This window comes from Nocardioides allogilvus (assembly GCF_003047285.1).
GTDB classification, from domain to species: domain Bacteria; phylum Actinomycetota; class Actinomycetes; order Propionibacteriales; family Nocardioidaceae; genus Nocardioides; species Nocardioides allogilvus.
On sequence record NZ_PZYX01000003.1, the window covers coordinates 197,890 to 210,770 of the forward strand.

General features: G+C 71.5%; 15 protein-coding genes. 6 read left to right on the forward strand and 9 right to left on the reverse strand.

What is annotated here, in order from left to right:
• Positions 1-63: 63 nt before the first annotated feature.
• A complete protein-coding gene (locus C9J87_RS07450) occupies positions 64-1,011 on the reverse strand; it encodes an NAD(P)-dependent alcohol dehydrogenase (RefSeq protein ID WP_036491377.1) in 948 nt (315 codons plus the stop codon).
• A gap of 73 nt (positions 1,012-1,084) precedes the next feature.
• On the opposite strand from C9J87_RS07450, the gene C9J87_RS07455 reads away from it, so the two are divergent.
• Positions 1,085-1,735 carry a TetR/AcrR family transcriptional regulator gene (locus C9J87_RS07455; RefSeq protein ID WP_010834513.1) on the forward strand — a complete coding sequence of 217 codons (651 nt, stop codon included), beginning with the start codon at positions 1,085-1,087 and terminating at the stop codon, positions 1,733-1,735.
• Here the strand turns inward: C9J87_RS07455 and C9J87_RS07460 are convergent, their stop codons facing one another.
• Entirely contained in the window at positions 1,736-2,221 is a 486-nt protein-coding gene (locus C9J87_RS07460; RefSeq protein ID WP_036491375.1) for an ATP-dependent zinc protease family protein, read from the reverse strand.
• Between the two features lie 26 nt (positions 2,222-2,247).
• On the opposite strand from C9J87_RS07460, the gene C9J87_RS07465 reads away from it, so the two are divergent.
• Entirely contained in the window at positions 2,248-3,441 is a 1,194-nt protein-coding gene (locus tag C9J87_RS07465; protein WP_010834511.1) for a RimK family alpha-L-glutamate ligase, read from the forward strand.
• Positions 3,442-3,462: 21 nt separating this feature from the next.
• Here the strand turns inward: C9J87_RS07465 and C9J87_RS07470 are convergent, their stop codons facing one another.
• Together C9J87_RS07470 and C9J87_RS07475 are read right to left on the reverse strand one after the other, a co-directional pair.
• Entirely contained in the window at positions 3,463-3,864 is a 402-nt protein-coding gene (locus tag C9J87_RS07470) for a YbaB/EbfC family nucleoid-associated protein (RefSeq protein WP_107705134.1), read from the reverse strand.
• 62 nt (positions 3,865-3,926) lie between these two features.
• On the reverse strand, positions 3,927-4,979 hold the full coding sequence (locus C9J87_RS07475; protein WP_198652298.1) for a DNA polymerase IV: 1,053 nt from the start codon (positions 4,977-4,979) through the stop codon (positions 3,927-3,929).
• 19 nt (positions 4,980-4,998) lie between these two features.
• On the opposite strand from C9J87_RS07475, the gene C9J87_RS07480 reads away from it, so the two are divergent.
• Genes C9J87_RS07480 through C9J87_RS07495 form a run of 4 tightly spaced genes read left to right on the forward strand, consistent with a single transcriptional unit; the run spans position 4,999 to position 8,453 of the window.
• Positions 4,999-6,696 (forward strand): alpha-amylase family protein, encoded by a 1,698-nt coding sequence (locus C9J87_RS07480; RefSeq protein ID WP_198652299.1) that lies wholly within the window; start codon positions 4,999-5,001, stop codon positions 6,694-6,696.
• Positions 6,697-6,721: 25 nt separating this feature from the next.
• Positions 6,722-7,681 (forward strand): TIGR03885 family FMN-dependent LLM class oxidoreductase, encoded by a 960-nt coding sequence (locus C9J87_RS07485; protein ID WP_107705136.1) that lies wholly within the window; start codon positions 6,722-6,724, stop codon positions 7,679-7,681.
• Positions 7,682-7,702: 21 nt separating this feature from the next.
• Positions 7,703-8,056 (forward strand): hypothetical protein, encoded by a 354-nt coding sequence (locus tag C9J87_RS07490; protein ID WP_010834506.1) that lies wholly within the window; start codon positions 7,703-7,705, stop codon positions 8,054-8,056.
• Positions 8,049-8,453, forward strand: a complete 405-nt coding sequence (locus tag C9J87_RS07495; RefSeq protein ID WP_010834505.1) for a hypothetical protein — start codon at positions 8,049-8,051, stop codon at positions 8,451-8,453. Before C9J87_RS07490 ends, C9J87_RS07495 begins: the two co-directional genes overlap by 8 nt.
• Before the next feature lie 18 nt (positions 8,454-8,471).
• Here C9J87_RS07495 and C9J87_RS07500 read toward each other — a convergent pair whose 3' ends face one another.
• The 5 genes from C9J87_RS07500 to C9J87_RS07520 all read right to left on the reverse strand — a co-directional run bounded on the left by C9J87_RS07500 (position 8,472) and on the right by C9J87_RS07520 (position 12,815).
• The gene (locus C9J87_RS07500) at positions 8,472-9,182 is read right to left on the reverse strand and encodes an EcsC family protein (protein WP_010834504.1); all 711 of its coding nucleotides are present in this window, start codon (positions 9,180-9,182) and stop codon (positions 8,472-8,474) included.
• A gap of 88 nt (positions 9,183-9,270) precedes the next feature.
• Entirely contained in the window at positions 9,271-11,448 is a 2,178-nt protein-coding gene (locus C9J87_RS07505) for a heavy metal translocating P-type ATPase (protein WP_107705137.1), read from the reverse strand.
• The gene (locus C9J87_RS07510; RefSeq protein ID WP_010834502.1) at positions 11,435-12,310 is read right to left on the reverse strand and encodes a hypothetical protein; all 876 of its coding nucleotides are present in this window, start codon (positions 12,308-12,310) and stop codon (positions 11,435-11,437) included. The genes C9J87_RS07505 and C9J87_RS07510 overlap by 14 nt, the downstream gene beginning before the upstream one ends.
• Positions 12,307-12,510 carry a heavy-metal-associated domain-containing protein gene (locus C9J87_RS07515; RefSeq protein ID WP_036491373.1) on the reverse strand — a complete coding sequence of 68 codons (204 nt, stop codon included), beginning with the start codon at positions 12,508-12,510 and terminating at the stop codon, positions 12,307-12,309. The genes C9J87_RS07510 and C9J87_RS07515 overlap by 4 nt, the downstream gene beginning before the upstream one ends.
• 8 nt (positions 12,511-12,518) lie before the next feature.
• Positions 12,519-12,815: a metal-sensitive transcriptional regulator gene (locus C9J87_RS07520; RefSeq protein ID WP_010834501.1), complete on the reverse strand. Its 297-nt coding sequence runs from the start codon at positions 12,813-12,815 to the stop codon at positions 12,519-12,521.
• Positions 12,816-12,881: the final 66 nt, after the last annotated feature.

A 12,881-nucleotide genomic window follows, 5' to 3' on the forward strand; every position in this document is an offset into this window, starting at 1 on the left:
AGCGGGCGTCGTGGTGGGCAGGCATCTGCGCATTCTCGCAGTCGCCCGACCCTGCACGCGGCATCACGGGACCACGACGACGTTGCCCACCTTGCGACCGGAGTCGGCGATCTCGTGGGCGCGCACGATGTCCTCGAGGGGCAGGACGTGCGAGTTCACGACGACCAACCGGCCCTCGGCGACGAGGTCGAGCAGGGTCGCGAAGTCCTCGGCCCGCTCCGGGGTGGTGCCGGCCTTGACGTTGCCGCGCGCGAGCAGGTTGTCGCTGAGGTCCGCCACCGCCTGCAGCAGGACGCCGTCCGGCGTGAGAAGCCGGCGACCGGTGTCGCGGCCGAGGTTGCCGACGGTGTCGAGGACGACGTCGAACCGCTCGCTCAGGCCCGCGACCGGCGTCAGGGCGTAGTCCACGACGTGGTCGGCGCCGAGCTCCTTGAGGAGCGTGGCGTTGGCGGCGCTCGCGACGGCGGTGACCTCGGCACCGAAGTGCTTGGCCAGCTGCACCGCGTTGGTGCCGATCGCCCCCGACGCGCCGTTGACCAGGACGGTCTGCCCGGGCTGGACGCTGCCGACGTCGCGCAGGAAGTACAGCGCAGTCGCGCCGCCGAAGAGCACTCCCGCGGCCTGCTCGTGCGTGACGCCGGCCGGCAGGTGCACCAGGCGCTTGGTCGGAAGCGCCGCGAGCTCGGCGTGGCAGCCGGCGCCCAGGCCGGTGGTGCCGCAGACCTCGTCGCCGACCGCGAACCCTTCGACGCGAGCGCCCACGGCCTCCACGACCCCGCTGGCGACCCAGCCGAGCACGGGACGTCGCGGTCGGCGCAGGCCGAAGAGCGCGCGGGCGATCAGGCCGTAGCCCCGCGGGAACCGCGCGGCGCGGATGCGGGAGTCAGCGGCGGTCACGGCGGTGGCGTGCACGCGCACCAGCACCTGCTTCGGACCGAGCATGGGGGTCGCGACGTCCTCGACATGCACGACGTCCGGAGCGCCGTATGCGCGGTGGACTGCTGCCTTCATGGTGATCTCCTTACACATGTAAGGCAGAGCGTATCCTTACACTCGTAAGTCCACTACTAGGGAGATCCCTGACATGTCCCCGAAGCCTGCCCGCCCCGCGCTCAGCCGCGAGCTGATCGTCTCGGCGGCCGTGGCCGTCGCGGATCGCGGCGGCCTGGCGGCGGTGAGCATGCGCAACGTCGGGCGCGAGCTCGGCGTGGAGGCGATGTCGCTCTACCACCACCTCCGCGGCAAGGAGGACCTCCTCGACGCCCTCGCCGACTGGGCCTTCGCCCAGATCACGCTCCCCGATCCCGAGCTGCCGTGGCGGGTCGCGATCTCCACCCGCACGTCGTCGGCTCGCGACGTGCTCCGCCGCCACCCCTGGACGCTCGGGCTGCTGGAGTCGCGACGCCACCCCGGCCCCGCACTCCTGCGCCACCACGACGCGGTGCTGGGCTGCCTGCGCCGGCACGGCTTCTCGGTCGCGCTGGCCGCCCACGCCTACTCCGTCATCGACGCCTACGTCTTCGGCTTCGTGCTGACCGAGCTCAACCTGCCGATGGAGCCCGGCGAGAGCACCGAGGAGTTCGCCGCCGAGCTCGGGCAGCTGGGCGACGACTACCCGCACCTCGTCGAGATGATCACCGAGCAGGTCGTGGGTCGCGACTATGCGTACGCCGATGAGTTCGACTACGGGCTCGAGCTCATCCTCGACGGGCTGGCCCAGAGGCTGCGGGCCTGATCAGACGCCGCGGTTGCGGCGCCGTACGGACTTCTTCGGGCGACCGCCGAGGTAGGACCGGCGCGAGTCGATGAGATAGCCCTGGCGCAGCGCCTCGCGTCCGATCAGCATCCGGAAGCCCATCTGGTCGCGGCTGGTCAGCGTCACCTCCGCGGTCACGGTCCGCTCGACGAGGGTGACGTCCAGCAGCACGACGTAGCGCTCCTGCACGTGCCCGGTCGAGGAACGCACGTGCCGGCGGTCGTGGATCGGCAGCTCGACGTCGACGGAGTCCTCGCGCGAGCGCTGCCACGGGTGGATGGAGAAGCGCACCCACGACTCGCCGTCGCGGTCGAACTCGTGGATGTCGAAGGCATGGATCGCGCTCGACCGGGCACCGGTGTCGAGCTTGGCCTTGACCCACTCGACGTCGATGCCGGGCAGACGAACCCATTCGCGCCAACCGGCGGTCAACTGACCGGGGCTGGTTGGATGGGTGGCTGCCACCCCCCTATCCAATCAGGTGTGATCTCGTGAAGCTGGCCATTCTGTCCCGCGCCCCGCGCTCCTACAGCACCCAGCGGCTGCGCACCGCCGCCCAGGACCGGGGGCACGAGGTGAAGGTGCTCAACACCCTGCGCTTCGGCATCGACCTGTCGGGCGACCAGCCCGACCTGCAGTTCCGCGGCAAGCAGCTCTCCGACTACGACGCGATCCTGCCGCGCATCGGCAACTCGATCACCTACTTCGGCACCGCCGTCGTGCGGCAGTTCGAGCAGATGGACGTCTACACCCCCAACACGGCCTACGGGATCTCCAACTCCCGCGACAAGCTGCGGGCCTCGCAGATCCTGTCCAAGCACGAGATCGCGATGCCGGCGACCACGTTCGTCCGCGACCGCGCCGACGTGATCCCGGCGATCGAGCGCGTCGGCGGCGCTCCGGTCGTGATCAAGCTGCTCGAAGGCACCCAGGGCATCGGGGTCATCCTGGCGCCGGACATCAAGGTCGCCGAGGCGATCATCGAGACGCTGCAGAGCACCCGGCAGAACGTCCTGATCCAGCGCTTCGTCAAGGAGTCGAAGGGTCGCGACATCCGCGCCCTCGTCGTCGGCGACCGGGTCGTCGCGGCGATGCGGCGGGTCGCGAAGGGCGACGAGTTCCGCTCCAACGTGCACCGCGGCGGGACGGTCGAGGCCGTCGAGCTCGACCCGGCGTTCGAGGAGGCCGCGGTCCGCTCCGCGCAGATCATGGGCCTGCGGGTCGCCGGCGTCGACATGCTCGAGGGCAACGACGGCCCGCTGGTGATGGAGGTCAACTCCTCGCCCGGGCTCGAGGGCATCGAGACCGCCACCAAGCTCGACGTCGCCGGCGCGATCATCGACCACATCGACAACCAGGTCGCCTTCCCGCAGATCGACGTCCGGCAGCGGCTCAGCGTCTCGACGGGGTACGGCGTCGCCGAGCTGCTCGTCCATGGCGACGCCGACATCGTCGGGCTCACCCTGGGCGAGTCCGGCCTGCGCGAGAAGGACATCTCCGTGCTGACCCTGCACCGCGGCACCGCCGTCATCCCCAACCCGCGCGCCGACACGGTGCTCGAGTCTGACGACCGGCTGCTGTGCTTCGGCAAGCTCGAGGAGATGCGCTCGATGATCCCGGCCCGTCGCAAGCGGATCCGGAAGGTGAAGAAGCTGCCGAGGGTCCCGATCCACGAGCAGGAGTAGCCGGGCCGCTGCGCGACCTCCTCAACCGCCGTCAGCGGAGAGGGCGTCGAGCTCCGCGCGTACGGCGACACGGTCGGCGTCCGTCGGTCGGCCGGCCAGCATCGCGTCGAGGTCCGCGGCGGGCACCAGCGTGCCGACGAGCTCCGCGAGCCGCTCACCCGCCCGCGCGGTCGCGTCGTCGACCGCCCGCAGGATCGCGGCGGCGAGGTCGGAGGGCGGCAGGGCCAGGGCGCTCGGCTCCAGCGTGAGCACGGTCGGCCGTCCGGCTGCGTTGACGCGCACGCGAACGCGTCCCTCGGCGGCGTGCGCCTCGCCGTACAACGTGGAGAGCTCGTCCTGCACCTGTGCGATCTGCTCGAGGTGGCGGGCGGTCTCGCGGCGGAGGTCGTCGAGCCAGGGCTCGGAGGGTGGTGTCTGGGTCATGCGTGGACGGTTCCCGCGGGCGACCGGCGAGGAACCTCGAGACCTGCGCCTGTGGACAACCCTCAGTAGCCGCCCTCGGGGGGCTCCATCTCGGCCCGCACCCCGAGCAGCCGGACCGGCCGGTCGTCGGCGAGCGCGTCGTAGAGCGCCAGGGCGGTGTCGGCCAGGACGGCCGGATCCATCGTCGGCCCTGACAGCTTGCGCACCTTGGTGTGCGTGAAGAACGGCGCGAACCTGACCTTGAGGTGCACCCGCGTCGCCGCGCGGCCCTCCTTGGCGAGGTCCTCGATCACCCGCTCGGCCAGCTCCCGAAGGGCGACGGCGACGTCGTCGCGGGTCGTCAGGTCGGCCTGGTAGGTCGTCTCCCGGCCGTGGGCCCGCGCGACCCAGGGCGTGTCGTCGGGCCAGGCGCGCCCGCCGCCGCGCCCGAGCCGGCCGATGTGCGGGCCGGTGTTGGGACCGAACGCCTCGACCAGCGGTTCGTCGGGACTGGCCGCGAGCTGGGCCACGGTGTCGATCCCGATCGCCGCCAGCCGCTGGCCGATCTTCGGTCCGACGCCCCACAGCGCGGTGGTCGGCCGGTGGCCCATCACGTCGAGCCAGTTCTCGCGGTGCAGGAAGTAGGTGCCCTGCGGCTTGCCGAAGTCGGTCGCGATCTTGGCCCGGACGAGGGTGTCGCCGATCCCGATCGAGCAGTGCAGGTCGGTCCGCGCGAGCACCGCGGCCTGCAGCTCGAGCGCCGTCGCCAGCGGGTCGTCGGTCTCGACACCGACGAAGGCCTCGTCCCAGCCGAGCACCTCCACCACGGCGCCGGGGTGGGCGCGCAGGGTCGCCATCACCTCCGCGGACGCGGCCTCGTAGACCGGGAAGTCGACCGGCAGCAGGATCGCGTCGGGGCAGCGGCGTACGGCGATCTTCAGGGCCAGTCCCGAGTGCACGCCGCGCTCGCGCGCCTCGTAGGACGCGGTCGAGACCACGGCCCGCTCGGTCGGGTCGCCCCGGCCGCCGACGATGACGGGCAGGCCGATGAGCTCGGGACGGCGCAGCAGCTCGACGGCGACGAGGAACTGGTCCATGTCGACATGGAGCACCCAGCGGGGTGAAGTGCCTGTCACCCCGACATGATGTCGTGAAGTGGTGAACCTCGCCGACACCGCCGACCTGTGGTGGAAGAACGCGGTCCTCTACTGCGCGGACGTCCAGACCTTCCTCGACCTCGACGGCGACGGGAACGGCGACCTGCGCGGCATGCTCCACCGGGTCGACTACCTCGCCGACCTGGGCGTGACCTGTCTGTGGCTGATGCCCTTCTACCCGACGGGTGGCAGTGACGACGGCTACGACATCACCGACTTCTACGGCGTGGACCCGCAGCTCGGCAGTGCCGGCGACCTCGTCGAGCTGGTGCGCACGTGCCACTCGCGCGGCATCCGGGTCGTGGTCGACTTCGTCATGAACCACACCTCGGAGCGGCATCCGTGGTGGAAGCAGGCGCTCCGCGGTGAGGACGACCCGCGCCGGGACTGGTACGTCTGGCGCTCGTCCACGCCGCCCGACACCAGCAAGCAGGTCGTCTTCCCCGACAAGGAGGACTCGATCTGGGAGCAGGACCCCGCCTCGGGGCAGTGGTACCTCCACCACTTCTACAAGACCCAGCCCGACCTCAACCTCGCCAACCCCGCCGTCCGCGACGAGGTGATGCGCACGATGGGCTACTGGCTCGAGCTCGGCATCGACGGCTTCCGGATCGACGCCGTGCCCTTCCTCTTCACCGAGGACCAGGTGCCGAAGAAGGAGCGCAGGTTCCCGCCGTTCGACCCCCACGACTACCTGCGCAACCTGAAGGCGCACGCCGGGCGGCGGAACGGCACCGTGATGTTCCTCGGCGAGGTCAACCTCCCCTACCCGGACATGGCGGCGTTCTTCGGCAGCGGCGACGCCGACGAGCTGTCGATGCAGTTCGACTTCATCGGCATGCAGGCGTTCTACCTGTCGCTGGCGCGCGGAGACGTCCGCCCGCTCACGACGGCGCTGCGCGAGCGACCGGCGATCGACGTCGGCAGCCAGTGGGCCAACTTCCTGCGCAACCACGACGAGCTGACGCTCGACAAGCTCAGCGCCGACGAGCGCCAGGAGGTCTTCGACGCCTTCGGCCCCGACCCGGAGCACCAGCTCTTCGACCGCGGGCTGCGGCGCCGGCTGCCGCCGATGCTGGGCGGCGACCAGCGGCGGATCCGGATGGCCTACTCGCTGATGTTCTCGCTGCCCGGCACGCCGGTGCTGTTCTACGGCGAGGAGATCGGGATGGGGGAGAACCTCGACGTGCCCGGTCGGCTGGCGGTCCGCACACCGATGCAGTGGCAGCCCGGCGACCACGGCGGCTTCTCGACCGCCGGACGCCGCTCGCTGGTCCGTCCGGTCACCCGGGGCGCCTACGGCGCGGACCAGGTCAACGTGGCGGCCCAGCGCAGCGATCCCGACTCGCTGTGGTCGTTCGTACGCCGCATCATCTCCCGCTACCGGCAGTCACCGGAGATCGGGTGGTCGACGGTGGAGGTGTTCGACCACGGTGACGACCGGGTGCTGGCCCACGTGTGCCGCAAGGACGAGTGGGCCCTCCTCGCACTCCACAACTTCGCCGACGAGCCGGTCGAGGTCAGCCTCGAGGTGCCCGGTCTCACGCGCGGGACCAGGCTCGTCGACCTGCTCACGCCGGGTCCCTCCGAGGAGCTGGAGACCGGCCCGCGCGGCCGGTTCACGTGCACGCTCTCGGCGTACGACCATCGCTGGCTGCGCGTCGTCCTCGACGACGACCGCCGCATCGACCACTGACCGCCCCCGAGGGAAAGGACCAGTCGTGACCCGCGTCGGCTTCCATGCCTCGCACGAGCAGATCTCGCCCCGTCGGCTGCTCGCCGACGTCCAGCAAGCCGAGCGCGCGGGCTTCGAGATGGCCATGTGCTCGGACCACTTCGCGCCGTGGAGCAAGCGGCACGGGCACGCGGGCTATGCGTGGGCCTGGCTCGGGGCCGCGCTGGCCACCACGGACCTGGCCATCGGGTGCGTCTCCGCTCCCGGGCAGCGCTACCACCCGGCGGTGCACGCGCAGCGGATCGCGACCCTGGGCCAGATGTTCCCCGGACGCTTCTGGGCGGCGCTCGGCAGCGGCGAGGCGTCCAACGAGCACATCACCGGGGAGCGCTGGCCCGACAAGGAGCAGCGGACCGGGCGGCTCGAGGAGTGCGTCGACGTCATCGGCCGGCTGCTCGCGGGCGAGGAGGTCACCCATCGTGGCCTGGTCACCGTCGACCGTGCCCGGTTGTGGGACATCCCCGATCCCCGGCCGCTCCTCGTGGGTCCCGCCGTGTCGGTCGAGTCCGCGGCCCGGGTCGCGGGCTGGGCGGACGGCCTGGTGACGCTCAACCAGCCGGTCGAGGTGCTGCGCGACCTGCTCGCCGCCTATCGCGACGCCGGCGGTCGCGGCCGGGCCGCGTTGCAGGTGCACCTGTCCTGGGCGGCGACCGAGGACGAGGCGGAGGCGATCGCGCACGACCAGTGGCGCACCAACGTCTTCCCCGAACCGGTCAGCTGGGACACCGAGCTGCCCGAGGCCTTCGACCTGATGGCCCAGCACGTCACTCCCGCGACGGTGCGCGAGCACGTGCGGGTCTCGGCCGACCTCGGGCAGCACCGCGCCTGGCTGGCGGAATATGCCGCGCTCGGCTTCGACGACCTCTACCTGCACTTCGTCGGCCAGGACCAGGGACCGTTCATCGACGCTTTCGCCACCGAGGTGCTGCCCGCGTTGCGCGACTGAGCCGCCTGAGACACTGGGCCCGTGATCGAGCCCCTCCAGACGAGCCTGCTCGTCGCCTCGCTGCTGCTCGCTGTCGTCGCCGGTGTGTACGTCGCCCTCGACCGCGGTCCCGACAACGCCGTCGTCGCCCTGGCCGGCCTGCTCGAGCTGGGCGTCATCGCCCAGGCGGTCATCGGCATCGCGCAGGTCGCCGGCGACGACGACGTGGCCAGCCCGGTGACGTTCGTCGGCTACCTGCTCGCGGCCGTCCTGGTGCTGCCGCTCGGCGTGCTCTGGTCGCTGGCCGAGCGCAGTCGCGGCGCGACCGCGGTGCTGATCGTCGCCGCCGTGACCGTGGCATTCCTCGTCCTGCGCGTGGTGCAGCTGCATGGCTGAGGGCACCTCGACCAGGTCCGGCCTCGGTCGCGCCCTGATCGCCGTCTATGCGGTGTTCGCGCTGTCCGCGACCGCCCGCTCCGGCGTGCAGCTCGCGACGAAGGCGTCCGAGGCACCGGTGGCCTACACGCTCTCGGCCGTGGCCGGCCTCGTCTACATCGCGGCCACCCTCGGGCTGGCGGAGGTCGGGCCGGCCCCACGCCGACTGGCGTGGGCGGCCGTCCTCTTCGAGCTCGTCGGCGTGCTCACGGTCGGCACCCTGACCGTGCTGGACCCGGCGCTGTTCCCGGACGCGACCGTCTGGTCGGCGTACGGACAGGGCTACGGCTACCTGCCGCTGGTGCTGCCGTTCCTCGGGCTGGCGTGGCTGCTGCACACCCGCGACCGGGTTTCGTGACGGCCCTGGCGGGCCTGCTCAACCGCCGGTGACGGCCGGGAACTCCTTCATCGCGTGGTCGGCGATCTTCTTCATCATGTAGGAGTCGATGCCGGCGCCGACGAAGCCACCGGCGACCGGGACGCCGCGGCCGAGGCGGCCGAGCGCCTTGGTGCCGACGCCGCGCATCAGGTTGAAGCCGACGGCCTTGTTGACCACCATCAGCGCCGCGGGCGGCATGTTGCGCAGCGCGAGCGCGGTGACGCGACCGCCGCCGGTGGCCATGCCGGCCTTCTTGAGCACGTCGTCGGACTTCGAGCCGACGAGGGTGAGCAGCACGGCGGTGCGGATCCGCGGCTCGTTGATGTCGTAGCCGCGCAGGATCGCGATCGCGCCGACCATGCGGGTGGCCTGGACGTAGAACTCGAGCACGTTGGCCGGGAGCGCGATCGGCATCGTGACGAAGCCGCCGAGGCCGGTGACGAAGCCGCCGATGCCGCCGCGGACCGTGGTGGCGCGGGCGATCGCCTTGATCGCCTCCTCGCGGGAGCCCTTGTCCTTCTTCGCGGCGCTGGCGACCTGGGGGGCCGACTTGATCGGGCCGCGGCCGTCGAGGCCGATGTCGAGCAGCATCGTGACGACCTTGTTGATCGCGCCGTCGTCGACGGTCGGGTCGTTGGCCGCGTCGAGGGCGGACTTGGTCTCCTTGACCTCGTCACGCTTCGGCTTGAAGAAGTCGATCAGACCCATGTTCGTGCACTCCCCAGAAAGTTGCCGGTGTCGAGCGGCCAGCGCCGCTGCCTCGCCGCAGATCCTGCCATGTGCCGGTGACGAGAGGTCACGAGAAGGCGCGCAGCCGCAGGCTGTTGGTCACCACGAACACGCTGGAGAACGCCATCGCGGCGCCGGCCAGCATCGGGTTCAGCAGCCCGGCGGCGGCGAGCGGGATCGCGGCGACGTTGTAGGCGAACGCCCAGAACAGGTTGCCCTTGATCGTGGACAGCGTGCGCCGCGACAGCCGGATCGCGTCGCCCGCGACGCGGAGGTCGCCGCGCATCAGCGTCAGGTCGCTGGCCTCGATCGCGACGTCGGTGCCGGTGCCCATGGCCAGGCCGAGGTCGGCCTGCGCCAGCGCGGCAGCGTCGTTGACGCCGTCGCCGACCATGGCGACGACGCGCCCCTGGCCCTGCAGGTCCTTGACCGCCGCGACCTTGCCCTCGGGCATGACGTCCGCGATCACGGTGTCGATGCCGACGTCCTTCGCGACCGCCTCCGCGGCTGCCCGGTTGTCGCCGGTCAGCAGCACCGGCGTCAGGCCGAGCGCCTTGAGCTCGGCGACCGCCTGCTTCGAGGTCGGCTTCACGGTGTCGGCGACCACGATGATCGCGGTCGCGCGCCCGTCCCAGCCGACCTCGATCGGGGTCGCGCCGTTGGCGTACGCCGCCTCGACCGCGTCCCTCAGCTCCGGTGACTTCGGCCGGCCCGCGAAGGCCGACCGTCCGTCGACGGTGCCGGTGACCCCGACCCCGCCGGTGGCGACGAAGTCGCTGACGGACAGCGGCGAATCGGCGTACGCCGCAATGGCGCGGGCGATCGGGTGCTCGGAGGCGTACTCCAGGGCTCCCGCCAGCCGCAGCACCTCGTCCTCGGAGACGCCCGGCACGGTGGTCACGGACACGACGCTCATCTGGCCGGTCGTGACGGTGCCGGTCTTGTCGAGCACGATCGTGTCGACGGCGCGGGTGGACTCCAGGACCTGGGGTCCGCGGATCACGATGCCGAGCTGGGCGCCTCGACCGGTGCCGACCAGGAGTGCGGTCGGGGTCGCAAGGCCGAGGGCGCAGGGGCACGCGACGATGAGTACGGCGACCGCGGCCGTGAACGCGGCCGGTCCGCCGGCTCCGTTGCCGAGCCAGAAGCCGAGCGTGGCGACGGCGAGCACCAGCACGATCGGCACGAAGATCCCGGAGATCCGGTCGGCCAGCCGTTGCACCGGCGCCTTGCCGCTCTGGGCCTCCTCGACCAGGCGCGCGAGTCGCGCGAGCTGGGTGTCGGCGCCGACCCGGGTCGCCCGGACGACGATCCGACCGCCGGCGTTGACGCTCGCGCCGACGACGGAGTCGCCGACGCTCACCTCGACCGGCACCGGCTCGCCGGTGAGCAGGCTGAGGTCGACCGCGCTGGTGCCGGACTCGACGACCCCGTCGGTGGCGATGCGCTCGCCGGGGCGGACCACGAAGGTGTCGCCGACGACGAGTGAGTCGATGGGGACGCGGGTCTCGGTGCCGTCGCGCAGGACGGCGACGTCCTTGGCGCCGAGGTTGAGCAGGCCGGTGAGGGCGGCCCCGGCCGTCCGCTTGGCGCGGTGCTCGAACCAGCGGCCGGCCAGCAGGAAGGAGGTGACGCCGGCTGCCGCCTCGAGATAGATGTTGCCGGCGCCGTCGCTGCGCTCGATGGTCAGCTCAAAGGGGTGGGTCATGCCCGGCGTCCCGGCGGTGCCGAGGAACAGGGCGTAGACCGACCAGCCGAAGGCGGCCAGCGTGCCGAGGCTGATCAGGGTGTCCATGGTCGCGGCGCCGTGGCGCAGGTTGGTCCACGCGGCGCGGTGGAACGGCCAGCCGCCCCAGACGACGACCGGTGCGGCCAGGGTCAGCGACAGCCACTGCCAGAACTCGAACTGCAGCGCCGGCACCATCGCCATCGCGACGACGGGGACCGTCAGGGCGGCCGAGACGACGAGCCGGACGAAGGCCTCGTCGCGCTCGGGCGCAGCGTCGGCCTGCTCCTGCGTCGGCAGCGTGGCGGCGTACCCCGCGGCCTCGACGCCGGCGATCAGGTCGTCGGTCGAGACGGACTCCGGGTAGCTGACGTGGGCCTTCTCGGTCGCGTAGTTGACCGAGGCGGTGACGCCGTCGAGCTTGTTGAGCTTGCGCTCGATCCGGTTGGCGCAGGACGCGCAGGTCATGCCGGTGATCTGCAGCTCGGTGGTGGACACGTCGGTGTCAGTGGTCGTCATGGGAACCGCCCTCCTCGGCGCTGATGAGGAACTGCGCCGTCCGCACGACGCCGTCGTGCTGGAAGTCGAAGTAGAGGTGGAAGTCGCCGGCACTGGGGACCTCCGCCACGAACGGAACCTTGGGGCCGGGACCGCTCTCCTCCGGGTGGACGTGGAGGTAGGCGAGGTCGCCGGCGCGCAGGGCCACGAGGTGGCCGAAGGCGCCGAGGTAGGGCTCGAGGTCGGTGACCGGCTCGCCGTCGCGCTCGACGGCGACCGTGACGTCGCTCGAGCTGCCGTCGGTGAGGTGGCCGTCGATGGTGACGGTGTAGCCGTCGACCTCCGTGGTGGCGGTCCTCGCTGCGGGCGTGCTGCCGACCTGGCCGGGGACCGTCACGTCGGCACCGAGGGTCAGGCCCTCGCCGCCGTCGGGCGTGAAGTCGGCGAAGACCCGCCACGCGCCGGGCACGAGGTCGAGGTCGGTGCGCCAGGTCCCGTCGTCCCCGAGGACGGGGTGGACATGCTGGTAGCCCGAGCCGTCGCGGCGTACGGCGATGAGGTGGAGCTGCTTCTCGTGCTCGATGTCGAAGTCGGTGACCGGCTCGCCGTCGGCGCCCGTGATGGTGAACGCGAGCGGGCGGGTGCCCGGCTTGATCGTCGTCTCGGCGAGTGACAGCGTGTAGCCGTCCTGGCTGACCAGGAGCCCGCCCGGGAGGTGGGCGGCCTGCTCGTGGCCGGCGTCGTCGTCGCCCATCTCCATGTCATGGGAGGCGGCCGGATCGTCGTCGAGGACGGGGCCCATCGCCGTACCCACGCCCCAGGCGGCGGCGAAGGCGACGAGCAGACCCAGCCCGAAGACCGCGAGACGGACGGGGGTGCTCATGCCACGCCGTAGCCGGCTTCCTCGACTGCGGCGCGCACGGCCGCGGGATCGAGGGGCTGGCTGCTGGTGACGGTGACGGAGCCGGTCGCGAGGTCGACGTCGACGGCCTCGACGGAGGCGAGCTCGCTGATCTCCTCGGTGACGCTGGCGACGCAGTGGCCGCAGGTCATGCCGGTGACGGTGAGGTTCTGGGTTTCCATGTCTTCTCCTATGACTTGACCAGGCGCGCGATGGCGTCGCTGGCTTCCTTGAGCTTGATGGCCTGCTCGTCGCCGCCCTCGCGGACGGCCTCCACGACACAGTGCTCCAGGTGCTCGTCGAGCAGCCCGAGCGAGAGCGCCTGCAGGGCGCGGGTGACCGCGGAGACCTGCGTGAGGATGTCGATGCAGTACTGCTCCTCGTCGACCATCCGCGCGATCCCGCGGACCTGCCCCTCGATGCGCTTCAGGCGCTTGAGGTGGGCGTCCTTCGTGCCGTGGGCGACGTAGCTGTGTTCGTGGGCCATGACATGACCATACCCCTAGGGGGTAGGGGTTTCAAGTGGGGGTGATGGTGATGTGTCGGAGTCCCC

Coding starts and splice junctions, on each gene's coding strand:
- C9J87_RS07520 (WP_010834501.1), bottom strand. CDS start 12,815: ATGGCCCACGAACACAGCTACGTCGCCCACGGCACGAAGGACGCCCAC.
- C9J87_RS07455 (WP_010834513.1), top strand. CDS start 1,085: ATGTCCCCGAAGCCTGCCCGCCCCGCGCTCAGCCGCGAGCTGATCGTC.
- C9J87_RS07500 (WP_010834504.1), bottom strand. CDS start 9,182: ATGGGTCTGATCGACTTCTTCAAGCCGAAGCGTGACGAGGTCAAGGAG.
- C9J87_RS07450 (WP_036491377.1), bottom strand. CDS start 1,011: ATGAAGGCAGCAGTCCACCGCGCATACGGCGCTCCGGACGTCGTGCAT.
- C9J87_RS07470 (WP_107705134.1), bottom strand. CDS start 3,864: ATGACCCAGACACCACCCTCCGAGCCCTGGCTCGACGACCTCCGCCGC.
- C9J87_RS07515 (WP_036491373.1), bottom strand. CDS start 12,510: ATGGAAACCCAGAACCTCACCGTCACCGGCATGACCTGCGGCCACTGC.
- C9J87_RS07495 (WP_010834505.1), top strand. CDS start 8,049: ATGGCTGAGGGCACCTCGACCAGGTCCGGCCTCGGTCGCGCCCTGATC.
- C9J87_RS07505 (WP_107705137.1), bottom strand. CDS start 11,448: ATGACGACCACTGACACCGACGTGTCCACCACCGAGCTGCAGATCACC.
- C9J87_RS07510 (WP_010834502.1), bottom strand. CDS start 12,310: ATGAGCACCCCCGTCCGTCTCGCGGTCTTCGGGCTGGGTCTGCTCGTC.